Source organism: Streptomyces sp. NPDC005302, assembly GCF_040607345.1.
Classification (GTDB): Bacteria; Actinomycetota; Actinomycetes; order Streptomycetales; family Streptomycetaceae; genus Streptomyces.
Map to the genome: position 1 here is coordinate 55,762 of NZ_JBEXGN010000009.1, position 15,389 is coordinate 71,150.

16 protein-coding genes are annotated in these 15,389 nt (G+C 73.1%); 11 read left to right on the top strand and 5 right to left on the bottom strand.

The genetic code is table 11. The features are described from left to right. Positions 1-255 precede the first annotated feature (255 nt). Positions 256-1,116, top strand: a complete 861-nt coding sequence (locus ABZT74_RS15710; RefSeq protein WP_356169562.1) for a thioesterase family protein — start codon at positions 256-258, stop codon at positions 1,114-1,116. 230 nt (positions 1,117-1,346) lie between these two features. Here the strand turns inward: ABZT74_RS15710 and ABZT74_RS15715 are convergent, their stop codons facing one another. After that, positions 1,347-1,937 (bottom strand): TIGR03086 family metal-binding protein, encoded by a 591-nt coding sequence (locus ABZT74_RS15715; RefSeq protein ID WP_356435410.1) that lies wholly within the window; start codon positions 1,935-1,937, stop codon positions 1,347-1,349. 103 nt (positions 1,938-2,040) lie between these two features. On the opposite strand from ABZT74_RS15715, the gene ABZT74_RS15720 reads away from it, so the two are divergent. Together ABZT74_RS15720 and ABZT74_RS15725 are read left to right on the top strand one after the other, a co-directional pair. Further along, complete coding sequence (locus tag ABZT74_RS15720) at positions 2,041-3,003, top strand: YafY family protein (protein WP_356435413.1); 963 nt, start codon at positions 2,041-2,043, stop codon at positions 3,001-3,003. 377 nt (positions 3,004-3,380) lie between these two features. After that, entirely contained in the window at positions 3,381-3,749 is a 369-nt protein-coding gene (locus ABZT74_RS15725; RefSeq protein ID WP_355867590.1) for a hypothetical protein, read from the top strand. Between the two features lie 887 nt (positions 3,750-4,636). On the opposite strand, the gene ABZT74_RS15730 is transcribed toward ABZT74_RS15725, so the two are convergent. Then, on the bottom strand, positions 4,637-5,263 hold the full coding sequence (locus ABZT74_RS15730) for a TetR family transcriptional regulator (RefSeq protein WP_355867593.1): 627 nt from the start codon (positions 5,261-5,263) through the stop codon (positions 4,637-4,639). Positions 5,264-5,447: 184 nt separating this feature from the next. On the opposite strand from ABZT74_RS15730, the gene ABZT74_RS15735 reads away from it, so the two are divergent. From ABZT74_RS15735 to ABZT74_RS15745, 3 genes are all read left to right on the top strand, one after another. After that, positions 5,448-5,615, top strand: coding sequence for a hypothetical protein (locus tag ABZT74_RS15735; RefSeq protein WP_356435416.1), 168 nt, complete (start codon positions 5,448-5,450; stop codon positions 5,613-5,615). A gap of 350 nt (positions 5,616-5,965) precedes the next feature. Then, positions 5,966-6,178 (top strand): DUF4190 domain-containing protein, encoded by a 213-nt coding sequence (locus tag ABZT74_RS15740; protein WP_355868184.1) that lies wholly within the window; start codon positions 5,966-5,968, stop codon positions 6,176-6,178. A 159-nt stretch (positions 6,179-6,337) separates the two neighbouring features. Next, positions 6,338-7,507 carry a cysteine desulfurase family protein gene (locus ABZT74_RS15745; RefSeq protein WP_355867599.1) on the top strand — a complete coding sequence of 390 codons (1,170 nt, stop codon included), beginning with the start codon at positions 6,338-6,340 and terminating at the stop codon, positions 7,505-7,507. Between the two features lie 75 nt (positions 7,508-7,582). On the opposite strand, the gene ABZT74_RS15750 is transcribed toward ABZT74_RS15745, so the two are convergent. After that, entirely contained in the window at positions 7,583-8,278 is a 696-nt protein-coding gene (locus ABZT74_RS15750) for an N-acetylmuramoyl-L-alanine amidase (protein ID WP_355867602.1), read from the bottom strand. Between the two features lie 60 nt (positions 8,279-8,338). On the opposite strand from ABZT74_RS15750, the gene mnmA reads away from it, so the two are divergent. Continuing rightward, positions 8,339-9,460, top strand: a complete 1,122-nt coding sequence (gene mnmA / locus ABZT74_RS15755; protein ID WP_355867605.1) for a tRNA 2-thiouridine(34) synthase MnmA — start codon at positions 8,339-8,341, stop codon at positions 9,458-9,460. 67 nt (positions 9,461-9,527) lie between these two features. Here mnmA and ABZT74_RS15760 read toward each other — a convergent pair whose 3' ends face one another. After that, positions 9,528-10,313 (bottom strand): alpha/beta hydrolase, encoded by a 786-nt coding sequence (locus ABZT74_RS15760; RefSeq protein ID WP_356435419.1) that lies wholly within the window; start codon positions 10,311-10,313, stop codon positions 9,528-9,530. 63 nt (positions 10,314-10,376) lie between these two features. Continuing rightward, positions 10,377-10,700 (bottom strand): DUF427 domain-containing protein, encoded by a 324-nt coding sequence (locus tag ABZT74_RS15765; RefSeq protein WP_355867611.1) that lies wholly within the window; start codon positions 10,698-10,700, stop codon positions 10,377-10,379. 50 nt (positions 10,701-10,750) lie between these two features. Between ABZT74_RS15765 and ABZT74_RS15770 the strand changes: the two genes are divergently transcribed. The 4 genes from ABZT74_RS15770 (at position 10,751) to ligA (ending at position 15,348) form a co-directional block, all read left to right on the top strand. Next, entirely contained in the window at positions 10,751-11,290 is a 540-nt protein-coding gene (locus ABZT74_RS15770; protein WP_356169577.1) for a TIGR00730 family Rossman fold protein, read from the top strand. Positions 11,291-11,400: 110 nt separating this feature from the next. Then, positions 11,401-12,099, top strand: coding sequence for an SDR family oxidoreductase (locus ABZT74_RS15775; protein WP_356435422.1), 699 nt, complete (start codon positions 11,401-11,403; stop codon positions 12,097-12,099). 30 nt (positions 12,100-12,129) lie between these two features. After that, the gene (locus ABZT74_RS15780; protein ID WP_355867620.1) at positions 12,130-13,137 is read left to right on the top strand and encodes a methionine synthase; all 1,008 of its coding nucleotides are present in this window, start codon (positions 12,130-12,132) and stop codon (positions 13,135-13,137) included. 15 nt (positions 13,138-13,152) lie between these two features. Beyond that, positions 13,153-15,348: an NAD-dependent DNA ligase LigA gene (gene ligA, locus ABZT74_RS15785; RefSeq protein WP_356435425.1), complete on the top strand. Its 2,196-nt coding sequence runs from the start codon at positions 13,153-13,155 to the stop codon at positions 15,346-15,348. The last annotated feature ends 41 nt before the right edge of the window (positions 15,349-15,389 follow it).

Genomic DNA, 15,389 nt, shown 5'->3' on the forward strand with positions numbered 1-15,389 from the left:
GGACCGATTGGTCACGGGTGATTCCGGACACTTGCCGAGAAAATGGCGAACGATCACCCACCTGGACGGTCACTCGGAGGGACCGGCGTCTCGGGGCGGCCGGCCGCCGGTGTCCGGGGTGGGGGCCCGCGTGGACCGGCGGGCGAACGCGTGGGCCGACGTGCGCTCGCGTGGCTCCGCGGGCGTCCGCGGGCGTTCATCCCCCCGAAACAGTAAAAGCTACCGCTTAGTAATTTCCTGTTGTACCGTTCAGGTATGCCAGAAGCAGCTTCGGTACAGGCCACGCGGGCCACGATCGGCGACAGCGAGTTCGACCGCGACACCGCGGTCACCCTGCGCGCCCCGGGCGTCTACGACGTGGACCTCTCGCCCGGGTGGACGATCATCACCGCCGTCAACGGCGGCTATCTGCTGGCCCTCCTCGGCCGCGCGCTCGCCGACGCCCTGCCGCACTCCGACCCCTTCACGGTCTCCGCGCACTATCTCACCGCGTCCCAGCCGGGCCCCGCGGTCGTGCGCACGGACGTCGTCCGCACCGGCCGGACGCTGTCGACCGGCCAGGCGTCCCTCTTCCAGTACGACGACGAGGGCCGCGAGGTCGAGCGGATCCGCGTCCTCGCCTCGTACGGCGACCTCGACGCGCTGCCCGACGACGTCCGGACGACCGCGCGGCCGCCCGCGATCCCGCCCATGGACCAGTGCTTCGGCCCGCAGGACGCGCCCGCGCCGATCCCCGGCAGCTCGGCGATCACCGACCGGCTCTTCCTCAAGCTCGACCCCGCGACCCTGGGCTGGGCCCTCGGCGCCCCCTCCGGGAAGGGCGAGATGCGGGCGTGGTTCGGGCTCGCCGACGGCCGTGACGCCGACCCGCTCTCGCTGCTCCTCGCCGTCGACGCGCTGCCGCCGACCGCGTTCGAGATCGGGCTGTCCGGCTGGGTGCCGACCGTCGAACTGACCGTGCACGTGCGCAGCCGTCCGGCCCCCGGCCCGCTGCGGGTGTCGATCACCACCCGCAACCTCGCCGGCGGCTTCCTGGAGGAGGACGCCGAGGTGTGGGACAGCGCGGACCGGCTGGTCGCCCAGTCCCGCCAGCTCGCGCGCGCACGGCTCGGCTGACCGAGCACCTCTCTCGGGGGTACGACCCGGTCGAGCCGGGCCCCGGTCGGGGGGCCCGGCTCGACCGATCGGGACCGCCGGCCGGCTGTCCGGCGGTCGGCGAGCGAGACCGGCCGGCCGCGGACTCCGGGTAGGAGCGCGGCTCGGCCGCGCGCGATCTCCTCACGGTCCGGCTCGCTCGCGCGCGATCCCCGGGCGAGGAGTACGGCCGCGCCGGGTCCGGCGTCCGGTCACGCGACGACGAACGGCCGACGGCCCGTCCAGGCCGCCAGCCGGCCGTACGCGTCCGCCCCCTCCGGCGCCGGGAGCGCCGGGCCGAAGGGCAGCTCGGGGTCCTCGCGGCCCTCGTCGGGCAGCACCCGGCAGGCGGTCGCGAGCGCGAACTCGGCGAGGGCCGGGTCGAGTTGGAGCGGCCGGCCGAGCGCCTCCGACAGGTCCCAGGTGTGGATGACGGCCTCCATGACGTACCCGGCCAGAGCCTGGCGCCCGGGAGTCTCGCCCCACGGCACCCGCACGAGCGCCTCCAGGCGCGCGTCGTCGGCCCACGCCGTCCGCACCTCCGTCCTGACCTCGTCGTACGCGGCGGCCCAGCCGTCGTCCGGGACGCCGTCGACGAACGGCCGCACCGCGAGCCCGTCGCCGCCCGCGCCGATCACGGCGATCCGCCGGGTGCCTCCGACCAGGTGCGACAGCAGCAGGCGGACGTCGAAGCCGGCGCACGGCGTGGCTCCGGAGAGCTGATCCGGGCGGACGGTCCCGATGAGTTCGGCGATCCGTCCTGCGGCGCGGGTGTACAGGGGGCGGGGGTCCATGGCGTTCATGAGCGACCTCTTCCGTGTCTCGGTGTGCCCCCACCGTGGACGCATAACCTGACAACCTCCGTCAGCATTTGCCGGGCCCCCGGGCGAGCGCGATCCTGGGCCCGTGAAGTCCGACCGCCTGCTCTCGATCCTCCTGCTGCTCCAGACCCGGGGCCGGGTCCCCGCCCACGAACTCGCCGACCGCCTCGAGGTGTCGGTGCGCACCATCTACCGGGACATCGAGGCCCTCTCCACCTCCGGCGTCCCCGTCTACGCCGAGCGCGGCCGGCACGGCGGCATCGAACTGCTCGCCGGATTCCGTACGGACGTCACCGGACTGACCGCCGACGAGTCCCGCGCGCTGTTCATCCTGGCCGCGCAGGGCGCGCACGCGGCCCTCGGCCTGGACGCGGCGCTCGACTCCGCACTGCGCAAGGTGATGGCCGCGCTGCCCGCGCCGTTCCGGCCGGCCGCCGAGGTCACCGGCAGGCGCATCCTCGTCGACGCCACGCGCTGGAAGGGCGGCCCCCGACGGACCGTCGACCTGGACGTGCTGCAGGACGCCGTGTTCAGCGACCGCAGGCTGCGGCTGCGTTACCGGCACGGCGGGGAGACCGAACCGCGCACGTACACCGTCGACCCGTACGGGCTCGTCTCCAAGGCCGGGGTCTGGTACCTCGTCGCCGACCGGCGCGGCACCCCGCGGCTGTTCCGCGCCGACCGGATCGGCGCGGCCACCCTCCTGCCGGACCCGGTGCGCCGCCGTCCTGGAGTGGAACTCGCCCATGCCTGGAAGGTGTTGCGCCGCCAGGTGGAGGAGCGGCCCGGAGGCGTCGAGATCACGGTCCGGGTGCGCCGCACCCACCTGGACATGTTCGTGCGCCTCAACGCGGCCGCCCTCACCGAACTGCCCGAGGACACCGGGGCCGGGGAGTGGGTGACGGCGCGGCTCTCCCACGGCTCCGTGCGCGAGGCCCGGACCCTGATGGCCTTCGGGGACGCGGTGGAGGTCCTCGCCCCGGCATCGGCCCGGGCGGAGCTGGCCGCGACGGCCGCGGCCATCGGCGTGCTGTACGCGGGGGGTTGAGCCCAGGATCGGCACTCCCGCCGTACAGGGCTGCGCACAGCAAGCCACAGCTCCGGCACAGCGCGGACCTACGTGGATCTGGTCCTCTGGCCACCGCTCGACCGGCTCTCGTCGGCCGGCCCGACCGGGGCGGCCCTCGCCAACGGGCCTGTGCACACGCGTCGTCCGCCGGCCGGCGCCGGTCCGACGTCGACCGGCCCACGCCGGGCGCTCGGGCCGACCGGCCTGTCGTCGGGCGGCCCTGGCCACCCGGCTTCGTCGACCGGCCCTCGCCGACGGGAGGGCGGGTCGACCGCCGACGTCGGTCGGTCACGTCGACCGGCGGTCATCGCGTGCCGTCCGCTCACCATCTCGCCCGATCCGACTGGGAGTTACCCATGAATCCTCGCGCACGGCTCGTCCCCGCCGTCGTCCTCCTCGCCCTCGCGCCCCTGCTGGCGGCCTGCGGCTCGGACGACGCGACGTCCTCGGACAGCGGCACCTCCGACGGCCGGAACTGCACCCGCCCCTCCGGCATGCCGAGCGGTGGCGCCTCCGGCCGCCCTTCGGGAGCACCGTCCGGCATGCCCTCCCGCTCCGGCGCCCCCTCGGGCATGCCCACCGGCAAGGCGCCGTCCGGCAACCCCTCGGGCATGCCGAGCGGCGCTCCCGGCGGCGGCATGGGCGGCGGCCAGGGCGGCTGCGGCGGCCCCGGAGGAGGGCAGGCCGGACAGGCGGGTGAGGGGCAGCAGGCGAATCAGGGCTGAGCCGCCGGGCGCGGGGCGCGCGGGGCGTGGTGCGATGCCGGGCGCGGTGGGGGAGGGGGCGATCTTCGGGGCGGGCAGACAGGCGGGCCGGTGCGGTCGCCGGGTGGCCGTGGTGAGGGGAGCGCCCGAACCGGCGGGGCTACGAGGTGTGCCGCGTCGGCGCGTTCAGGTGGGCCGCGCCGGTGCCTTCAGCCGGGCGGCCGCGCTCACCGGGCCGGCGCCCGTGCGGGCTCGGACGCTCGGCGGATGTCACCAGGCCGGAGGCTGGGCTCAGTTGGCCCGAGTCGGGTCGTGACGTCGGTCGGTGTCCAGCCCGGATGACCGCGCCCAGCCGCCCCGCGTACGGGCCTCGCCACGCGCTCGTCGGGTGCCATCAGGCCGGAGGCTGGGCTCAGTTGGCCCGAGCCGGGTCGTGCCGTCGGCCGGTGTCCAGCCCGGATGACCGCGCCCAGTCGCCCCGCGTACGGGCCTCGCCATGCGCTCGTCGGGTGCCATCAGGCCGTTGGTCGCGCTCAGTTGGCGCCTGCCCGGCCGGATCGTGTGGTCGGCAGGGTTCGCTTGGCGCCGGATGGGGTGGTCGTTCGGGCTGGCGCGGCGCCGGGTCGGGTGGTCGTTCGGGTTCGTGCGGCGCCGGGTCGGGTGGTCGTGCGGGTTCGCTTGGCGCCGGATCGGGCGGTCGTCCGGGTTCTCGTGCGCGGCCGGGTCGGGCGGTCAGCAGGTTCGTGCACGGCCGTCGCTCGGGCGGACGCAGGTCTTGGTGCCGGTGCCGGTGCCGGTGCCGGTGTCGGCGGCGGGCGGGTCGTCGGGCGGCCCGTGTCCCGGCTCGGGCCGGAGCTCATGCCCGTCCCGGGTTGTGGGGCCCCGTCCGCCGGGCCGGGGATCAGGGGTCAGCCGAGCCAGTGGCGACGGCCGAGGCTGATCAGACGCATCTGACGGCCGGCCACCCGGGCCACCCGCTCGCGCTCCGCCTCGGGGGCGTCCAGCGCCTCCAGGAATGCCGAGGCCGCCATCAGCATGTGGTCGACGTAGAGGCCCGCCAGCATGAGCAGGTCGTCGTCGCTCCACCCCCGCGACTCGGGGTGTTCGGCGAGCGCGTCCCGCACCTCCTCGGCGAACCGGGCCAGTTGCTCGCGGATCGCGTCCCGCACCGACTGCACCCCGCCGTGCCGCTCGCGCGCGATGAAGCGGACGTGCGCGGGGTGCGCCGCGACGTGATGGTCGATCAGTTCCACGGCGCGGGCGATGCGTTCGTCGCTGTCTCCGGCCGCGGACACCGTGTCCTCGATCATCGGGTGCAGGCTGCCGAGCGCCTCCTCGACGAGGGCCACGCCGAGATCCGCCGTCGAGCGGAAGTGCCGGTAGAAGGCGGTCGGAGCGACGCCCACGGCACGCGTGACCTCCCGCAGGCCCAGGCTGCTCAGGCTCTGGTCCTCCAGAAGCAGCAACGCGGCGTCCAGCAGCGCCTGTCGGGTCTTCTGCTTCTGCGCCTGCCGGATGCCGAGAGTGTGACTCATGCCATGCAGTTAACAACTGTTCTCTGGATTTTTAAAGCCGCCGGACGCGCTAGACTCCAAAGTCAGTGAACAAGTGTTACTACAACCGTTCACTGAGTCGTCAAGTCCCGGAAACAATCGGGCCTCACCGTCGAGGCACGGGTGGTCCGGGACCGGACCACGAGACTTCTTCGAGAGGCATCCCATGCTGTTCCTCGTCGCCGCACTCCTTCTGCTCGGCGTCGTCATGGGCACCGTGGCGCACGCGCCGCTGCCCGTCACCCTGGTCGCCGCGGCCGTCATCGGCACCTGGCTGGTCGTCTTCGCGCTGCGTGAGCGCGGCGCCCGCCGCCGGCACACCTCCGCCGGCTGACCGCATGCACACCTCCGCCGGCTGACCGCCGGCCACCGCACCCTCGCCGACCGGCCCGTGGTCCCCTTCCTTCACCAACTGACCGTTGGGAGCTGACATACGTCATGGCACTCACCACTCACACCGCCGGCACCACCCGATCCGCCGGTAACACCAGCAGCGCCGACTCCACCAGCACCGCCGACACCGACTTCGACACCGCTCGCGGCGCGGAGACGGCTCCCGGCACGGACACCGCCCCCGGCGGGCGGACCGTGCGTACCGAGGGCGCCGCCCGCTCCACGGAATCCACCCGGGACGAGGCGACCACGCGCGCCGCGCTCGCCCGCCGTGTCCGGGACGCGGACGGCATGGCCGTGGCCGCGTTCATCCTCGGGCTGGTCGGCCTCCTGGTCCTCAACGTCTTCCTCGGCCCCATCGCCATCGTTCTCGCCTCCGTCGCCCTGTGGCGCGGGACCGCCCGTCGCGGCCGCGCGTTCCTCGGCCTCGGCCTGGGCATCGCCGACCTGGTCGTCCTGATCGCCGTCATGCACGTCGACAGCACGGTGTCCTGGAGCTTCTGACGCCGGACGTCCGAGCGGCGCACGGTGGCCCGAGTCCGGCGAGGCGCCCGTTCCGGTGCGGGGAGGACGCCCCCGCCGGTCCGCGCGCGGCCCGCGACGACCGTCATGGCGGTGGGGGCAACCGCTGGGGAACCACGGGCCCGTAGAATCGGGCCCACCATGGCTTACCTCGACCACGCCGCGACCACCCCCATGCTCCCCGAGGCGGTAGAGGCACTGACCGCCCAGCTGAGTGTCACGGGCAACGCCTCCTCCCTCCACGCCGCCGGCCGCCGCGCCCGGAGGACGGTCGAGGAGTCCCGCGAGACCCTGGCGGACGCCCTCGGCGCCCGTCCCAGCGAGGTGGTTCTCACCTCCGGCGGCACCGAGGCCGACAACCTCGCGGTGAAGGGCCTCTACTGGTCCCGCCGCGACGCCGACCCCGCCCGCACCCGCGTCCTGTCGAGCCCCGTCGAGCACCACGCCGTCCTCGACGCGGTCCACTGGCTCGGCGAGCACGAGGGCGCCACGGTCGAGTACCTCCCCGTCGACGCGTACGGCCGCGTCCACCCCGACGCCCTGCGCGAGGCGATCGCCCGCAACCCCGACGACGTCGCCCTCGCCACGGTCATGTGGGCCAACAACGAGATCGGCACCCTGATGCCGGTACGTGAACTGGCCGACGTCGCCGCCGAGTTCGGCATCCCGCTGCACGCCGACGCCGTCCAGGCCTTCGGCCAGGTCCCCGTCGACTTCGCCGCCTCGGGCCTCGCCGCCATGACGGTCTCCGGCCACAAGATCGGCGGCCCCTACGGGATCGGCGCGCTGCTGCTGGGCCGTGAGTACACCCCCGTGCCCGTGCTGCACGGCGGCGGTCAGGAGCGGCACGTGCGCTCCGGCACCCTCGACGTACCCGCCATCGCCTCCTTCGCCGTCGCCGGGCGTCTGGCCGCCGAGCAGCGCGAGTGGTTCGCCCGCGAGATCGGCTCCCTGCGCGACGAGCTCGTCGACGCCGTCCGCAAGGCCGTGCCCGACGCGATCCTCGGCGGTGACCCGGCCCCCGGCGGCCGGCTGCCCGCCAACGCCCACTTCACCTTCCCGGGCTGCGAGGGCGACTCACTCCTGCTGCTGCTCGACGCGCAGGGCATCGAATGCTCCACGGGCTCGGCCTGCACCGCGGGCGTGGCCCAGCCGAGCCACGTCCTCCTCGCCACCGGCACCGATCCGGACCTCGCGCGCGGCACGCTGCGCTTCTCGCTCGGCCACACCTCCACGGAGGCCGACGTCGACGCGGTGGCCCGGGCGATCGGCCCCGCCGTGGAACGAGCGCGGAGCGCGGGCCTCACCTGACCGACCCGGCGCGCGCCCTCGGCCCGCCTCGCGGTCGAGGCCGTTCCCCGGGTGCGACCGGCCTTCAGGCCGCGCTCACGCCGCCGCCGTCCGCGCCCGCCGCACCAGACGCAGATACCGGTCCCAGTCCCAGTACCGCCCGGGGTCGGTGTGGTCGGTGCCCGGCACCTCCACGTGGCCGATGATGTGCTCCCGGTCCACGGGGATGTCGTACCGGCCGCATATCCCGGCCGTCAGCCGGGCCGACGCCTCGTACATCGCGTCCGTGAACGACGAGGCGCGGTCCACGAAGCCCTCGTGCTCGATGCCGACACTGCGCTCGTTGTACGCGCGGTTGCCCGCGTGGAACGCCACGTCCAGCTCGCGGATCATCTGTGTGACGTGACCGTCCTTGCGGACGATGTAGTGCGCCGCCGCCCCGTGCCCCGGGTCCTGGAAGACCCGCACCGCGCTCGCGAAGCTGCCCTGGGTGACATGGATGACCACCCGGTCTATCGAGTAGTCGTCCGGCCGGTCCGCCCGCCGCCAGTTCGCCGTCGACGCCGCCACCCACTGGGCTCCCCGGGAGTCCACCGCTCCCGCGACCCTCTCCTTCTCCACGCCGGGAAGCCGCCACCACAGGTGCGTCAGCACGTCCCGGGCGATCGCGGCCGTGCCCACGGCGGCCGCCACACCGCCGACGAGCAGCACCCGGCGCCCGACCGCCGCGTCCGCGTCCTTGGCCGCCGCCTTGCCACCGCGGCCCTTCGGCTTCCCCTTTTTCTCCCCCATGCGATCTTCAACGGATACTCGCGGGATCCGGTTCCCGCCGCCCCGTACTCTGGAGGGGTTATGACTGACACCTCGCAGCGCCCCCTCCGCGTCCTCGCCGCCATGTCGGGCGGCGTCGACTCCGCCGTAGCCGCCGCCCGCGCCGCCGAAGCCGGACACGACGTGACGGGCGTGCACCTCGCCCTGTCGGCGAACCCCCAATCGTTCCGGACCGGCGCGCGGGGCTGCTGCACCATCGAGGACTCGCGCGACGCCCGACGCGCGGCCGACGTCATCGGCATCCCCTTCTACGTCTGGGACCTCGCCGAGCGTTTCCGCGAGGACGTGGTCGAGGACTTCGTCGCCGAGTACGAGGCGGGCCGCACCCCGAACCCCTGCCTGCGCTGCAACGAGAAGATCAAGTTCGCCGCCCTGCTCGACAAGGCGCTCGCGCTCGGCTTCGACGCGGTCTGCACCGGCCACTACGCGCAGGTGATCGTCCGCGAGGACGGCACGCGCGAACTGCACCGCGCCTCCGACATGGCCAAGGACCAGTCGTACGTCCTCGGTGTCCTCGACGACCGCCAGCTCGCCCACGCCCTGTTCCCGCTCGGCGACACCGTCACCACCAAGGACGAGATCCGCGCCGAGGCCGAGCGCCGTGGCCTCGCCGTCGCCAAGAAGCCGGACTCGCACGACATCTGCTTCATCGCCGACGGAGACACCCAGGGCTTCCTCGCGAACCGCCTGGGCAAGGCCGAGGGCGACATCGTGGACGAGGCCGGAGCGGTCGTCGGATCCCACGAGGGCGCGTTCGGCTTCACGATCGGCCAGCGCAAGGGGCTGCGCATCGGCACCCCCGCCCCGGACGGCAAGCCGCGCTACGTCCTGGACATCTCGCCGGTGGACAACACGGTGACGGTGGGCCCGGCCGCGTCCCTGGACGTGTCCGCGCTGACCGCCCTCAAGCCCCGCTGGTGCGGCGCCGCCCCCACCGGACCCGGCACCTACACGGCCCAGCTGCGCGCCCACGGCGGTGAGACGGAGGTGGCCGCCGAACTGGTCGACGGCTCCCTCCAGGTCACCTTCACCGAGCCGGTCCGCGGGGTCGCCCCCGGCCAGGCGATCGTCCTGTACGACGGCACGCGCGTGGTGGGCTCGGCGACGATCGCGACGACCACGCGCGCGACCGCGGGCGTCTGACCCGACGGTCGCCTCGCGCGGCCGTGCGCGGCGAGGCCCGGCCGGGCGAGGCAGCCGTCCGGGGCGGTCAGCCGTTCGCGTCGAAGAACTCCGCCAGCACGGGGGCGAGCGCCAGGGGGTCGACCATGTGGGTCTGCCCCTCCAGCGTGCGGTACGAGCCGTGGGGCGCCGCGTCCGCGACGACACGGGCCGCCTCGCGCATCCACCCGGGGCTGGCGTCGCCCGCGACCGACAGCAACGGCACGGGTACGGCGGCCAGTCGCTCACGCGGCACCGCACCGTCGCCCAGGGCGGCGTTGTCGTACGCCAGGGTCGCGGCGATGGCCTCCATGCCGGCCCACACATGGGACAGCCGGATTCCGGCGATCGTCGCCGGCGGCGTGCCGACCCGTGACAGGAACAGCTCGACGGCGTCACCCCGCCGGTCCTGCCCGAGCAGCTCCGTCAACCGCTCGGTGTACTCGGCACGCTCCTTGCCGCCCCGGTCGTCGACGGCGAACGGCGTCTCGTAGAGGGCGATTTCGCGCACGGGCAGCCCGCTCGCCACCGCTCTGAGGGCCAGCGCGCCGCCCGACGAGATGCCGTAGAGCGCCGCGCTGCCTCCGGATGCCTCGATCAGCGCCGCGATGTCCTCGACCTCACGAGCGACCGCGAAGGGCGCGGTGTCGCCGCTCGCGCCGCGACCCCGCCGGTCGTAGGTGACGGCCCCGAAACGGTCCGACAGGGCCGCCGCCAGGGGCGCCAGAGTGGCGCCCGTGCACATGGCCCCGCCGACCAGGACGACCGCGGGGCCGTCACCGAAACGTTCGTACGCGATGGGGGTCCCGTCGCGCGAGATGGTCTTGTTGTCCATGCCTGGGAAGACTGCCGGGTGGCCCGGAAGTCATCGCGTCGCCACGCCCGCGTGGGCGCGGCGTCAGGACACGTCCTGCTCGTAGAAGCAGAAGTGGTCCTTGATCCCGGCGACGTCGGGCTTGGGGTCGGGGTAGGCCCACACGAGGTCCGCCCCGTCCGGGCGCGACCAGTACGACGCGGTGCCCTTGAAGGGGCAGTACGTGTGGGTGTCGGAGGGCGTCAGCAGGTCGAGACGGACGTCCTCGGGCGGGAGGTAATAGCGCACCGGACAGCCGGTCTCGCGCAGCAACAGGGGGCGGTCGCTCTCCGCCAGGACCTGGTCGCCGTGCACGACGCGGACGTGCTGGGTGCCCTGCTCGATGGTGATCGTGTGTCCTTCAGCCATACCGGGAAAGCGCTCGCGGGCCCCGATTCGTTCCCGCGTACGGTGAGGACATGAACATCTGCGTCTTCCTTTCGGCCGCCGACCTCGACGAGCGCTACACCCGCCCCGCGCGGGAGTTCGCCGAACTCCTCGGCAAGGGCGGCCACACCCTGGTGTGGGGCGGCTCCGACGTCGGACTGATGAAGGTCGTCGCCGACGGCGTCCAGGAGGCGGGCGGACGGCTCGTCGGCGTCTCCGTGGACTTCCTGGCCGCCAAGGCCCGCCCCGGAGCCGACGAGATGGTCGTCGCCGGTGACCTCGCCGAGCGCAAGGCGCTGCTGCTGGCGAAGGCGGACGCCGTGGTCGTCATGGTCGGCGGCACCGGAACCCTCGACGAGGCGACGGAGATCCTGGAGCTGAAGAAGCACGGGAAGACCGAGAAGCCGGTGGTCCTGCTGAACACGGCCGGGTTCTACGACGGCCTCAAGGAGCAGTTCCGCCGCATGGACACCGAGGGCTTCCTGCCCCGCCCGCTGACCGACCTGGTCTTCTTCGCGGAGGAGCCCGTGGGGGCCGTGGCCTACCTGGAGGAGAGCCTCGGCACCCAGTGAGGCGCGTGCGGCCGAGGTGCCGGCACGCGGTGACGGGCCGGCCCCTGTGACGTGTCGGCCCCTGTCACGCGTCAGGACCCGGTGGGGGGCCCGCGCCCGGTGATGCGAGCATGGCGTCCATGGCTACACATGTGATCACCGGGGCCGGCTCCGGCATCGGCACGGCCGTCGCCCGCCGCCTGCACGCGCGCGGGGACGACCTCGTGCTCCACGCGCGCGACGCGGGCCGCGCCAAGGAACTCGCCGTCGCGTTCCCCGGCGCGAAGACCCTGGTCGGCGACCTGGCGGACCCCGACAAGCTCTCCTGGGCGTTCTCCCACCAGACACTCCCCGACAGCGTCGACTCCCTGTTGCACATCGCCGGCGTCGTCGACCTCGGTCCCGTCGGCGACCTCACCCCGAAGACCTGGCGCCACCAGCTCAACGTCAACCTGATCGCCCCCGCCGAGCTGACCCGCCACTTCCTGCCCCAGCTCCGCGTCGCCCAGGGACACGTGCTGTTCGTGAACTCGGGCGCCGGCCTGAGCGCCCACGCCGACTGGTCCGCCTACGCCGCCTCCAAGCACGGTCTGAAGGCCCTCGCGGACTCCCTGCGCCACGAGGAGCACGCCGCCGGTGTCCGGGTGACCTCCGTCTACCCCGGCCGCACCGCCAGTCCCATGCAGGCGAAGGTCCACCAGCAGGAGGGCAAGGACTACGACGCCGCACGCTGGATCGACCCCGAATCGGTCGCGACCACCATCGTGATGGCGCTCGACCTGCCGCGCGACGCCGAGGTCAACGACCTGACGGTGCGCCCGGGGGGCTGACCTCCCCACGGCATTCCGTACGCTTCCGGGGTGAGCGAAAACAGCGTGTTCAGCTTCGGTGCGGCCACCGGGGTCGGGTCCATGCCGGGCGGCGACGCCCGGGAGGCCGCGAAGACCGTCACCGGTTCCCTGGAGGACTTCCCCCACCTCGCCGAACTCCCCGCCCGCGGGCCGGGCGCCGACATGATCGGCCGGACCGCCGGGATGCTCGTCGAGCTGTACGCGCGCGTGGAGCCCAGCGGCTGGCGGATCGGCGACCGGCCCGGCCGGGACACCAGGCGCGCCCGGTCCTGGCTGGGGGAGGACCTCGACGCCCTGGAGGAGTTCACCCAGGGCTACGAGGGACCTCTGAAAGTGCAGGCGGTCGGCCCCTGGACGCTGGCCGCCGCCCTGGAACTGAGGAACGGCGAGTCGGTGCTCTCCGATCCGGGCGCCTGCCGCGACCTGGCCGGCTCGCTCGCGGAGGGACTGCGCGTCCACCTCGCCGACGTACGCGAGCGGATCCCCGGCGCCCAGGTCGTCCTCCAGCTCGACGAACCCTCCCTCATCTCCGTGCTGCGCGGACAGGTGCGCACCGCCAGCGGCTACCGCACCCACCGCGCCGTGGACCGCCAGCTCGTCGAGGGAACCCTCCGCGACGTCCTCGGCGCCCACGCGGGCGGACCCGTCGTGGTCCACTCCTGCGCCCCGGACGTCCCCTTCGCCCTGCTCCGCCGGGCGGGTGCGACGGCGATCTCCTTCGACTTCTCGCTGCTCACCGAGCGTGACGACGACGCGATCGGAGAAGCCGTCGAGAGCGGCACGCGTCTGTTCGCCGGTGTCGTCCCCGGCGTGGACGGCCCGTTGTCGGACCCTGCCGGTAGCGTCATGGGTGTCAGGACGCTGTGGCGCAGGCTGGGGCTGCGGCCGGGGCTGCTCGCGGAGGCCGTCACCCTCACTCCGTCGTGCGGGCTCGCGGGGGCTTCCCCCGACTACGCGCGCAAGGCGCTCGCCCACTGCGTCCGGGCGGCGAGATCCCTCGCGGACAACCCTGAGTAACGGGAGGACACAACGGTGGCCGGCGAAAAGCACGCAGAGCCCACATCGGTACCCGCCGAGGCACGGGAGAAGCACGCGCAGCTCGCTGAGCAGATCGAGGAGCACCGCTTCCGGTACTACGTGAACGACGCGCCGGTCGTCAGCGACGCCGAGTTCGACAAGCTGCTGCGCTCCCTGGAAGCCCTGGAGGAGGAACACCCCGAGCTGCGCACCCCCGACTCGCCGACCCAGAAGGTCGCGGGCGCGTACGCCACGGAGTTCACCTCGGTCCAGCACCGCCTCCGCATGCTGTCGCTGGACAACGCCTTCTCCGATCTGGAGCTGGCCGCCTGGGCGGAGCGCGTCGCCAAGGACGTGGGCACCTCCGACCACCACTTCCTGTGCGAGCTGAAGGTCGACGGCCTCGCGGTCAACCTGACGTATGAGCGCGGCCGTCTCACGCGCGCGGCGACCCGCGGCGACGGCCGGACGGGCGAGGACATCACGCCCAACGTCCGCACGATCGCGGAGATCCCGGACCGCCTGGCCGGCGACCGCGTCCCGGACCTCGTGGAGATCCGCGGCGAGGTGTACTTCCCGATGGAGAAGTTCGAGGAGCTCAACGCCCGCCTGGTGGAGGCCGGCGACAAGCCCTTCGCCAACCCGCGCAACGCGGCGGCCGGTTCACTGCGCCAGAAGGACCCGCGCGTCACCGCGTCCCGCCCGCTGCACATGGTCGTCCACGGCATCGGCGCCCTGGAGGGCTTCGACGGTCTCGGCCGCCTCTCCGAGGCCTACGAGTTGCTGCACTCCTGGGGCCTGCCCACCACGCGGTACGCCAAGGTGGTCGACGACCTCGACGGCGTACGGGAGTTCATCGCGTACTACGGGGAGAACCGCCACTCCGTGGAGCACGAGATCGACGGCGTGGTCGTCAAGCTCGACGAGATCCGTCTCCAGGGCCGCCTCGGTTCCACGGCCCGCGCTCCACGATGGGCCATCGCCTGGAAGTACGCGCCGGAAGAGGTCAACACCAAGCTGGTCGACATCAAGGTCGGCGTCGGCCGGACGGGGCGCGTCACTCCGTACGCACAGGTCGAGCCGGTCACCGTGGCGGGCTCGGAGGTCGAGTTCGCGACCCTGCACAATCAGGAGGTCGTGAAGGCCAAGGGCGTCCTCATCGGGGACACGGTCGTGCTGCGCAAGGCCGGTGATGTCATCCCGGAGATCCTCGGGCCGGTGGTGGATCTCCGCGACGGCACCGAGCGGGAGTTCGTGATGCCGGCAGAGTGTCCGGAGTGCGGGACGTCGCTGCGCGCCATGAAGGAAGGCGACATCGATCTTCGCTGTCCCAACGGCCGTGGCTGCCCGGCCCAGTTGAGAGAGCGGGTCTCCTATCTCGCGGGCCGGGAGTGCCTCGACATTGACCACTTCGGCAGCGTGGCCGCCGCGGCGCTGACCCGTCCGCTGGAGCCCGCCGCCCCGCCGCTCGTCGACGAGAGCGACCTCTTCGACCTCACGATCGAGCAGTTGCTCCCCATCAGGGCCTACGTTCTCGACCAGGACAGCGGCCTGCCCAAGCGGGACCCGAAGACCGGCGAGGAGAAGATCGTCACGGTCTTCGCCAACCAGAAGGGCGAGCCCAAGAAGAACGCGCTTGCCATGCTGGAGGGGATCGCCGAGGCGAAGAGCCGACCCCTCGCCCGTTTCATCAACGGACTCTCCATCAGGCACGTGGGCCCGGTGGCCGCAGAGGCGCTGGCCCGCGAATTCCACTCCATCGACCGCATCGAGCAGGCCACCGAGGCGGAGCTCGCCGCGGTCGACGGGGTCGGCGGGATCATCGCGACGTCCCTCAAGGAGTGGTTCGCCGAGGACTGGCACCGCGAGATCATCCGCAAGTGGCGGGCCGCCGGGGTCCGGATGGAGGACGAGGGAGCGGACGAGGACCGGGGACCGCGCCCCCTCGAAGGCCTCACCGTCGTCGTCACGGGAACGCTGGAACACCACACGCGGGACGGGGCCAAGGAGCAACTCCAGAGCCGTGGAGCGAAAGTGACCGGTTCTGTTTCGAAGAAGACGTCATTCGTTGTGGTGGGTGACAATCCTGGTTCGAAGTACGACAAGGCGATGCAGCTGAAGGTTCCGGTTCTGAACGAGGACGGCTTCGCGGTCCTGCTCGAACAGGGGCCCGAAGCGGCGGCGGACGTCGCACTTCCGATCGAGGAGTAGCGGTTGAAGGCCACCCGTTCGGCGCATATCAGATGCATACG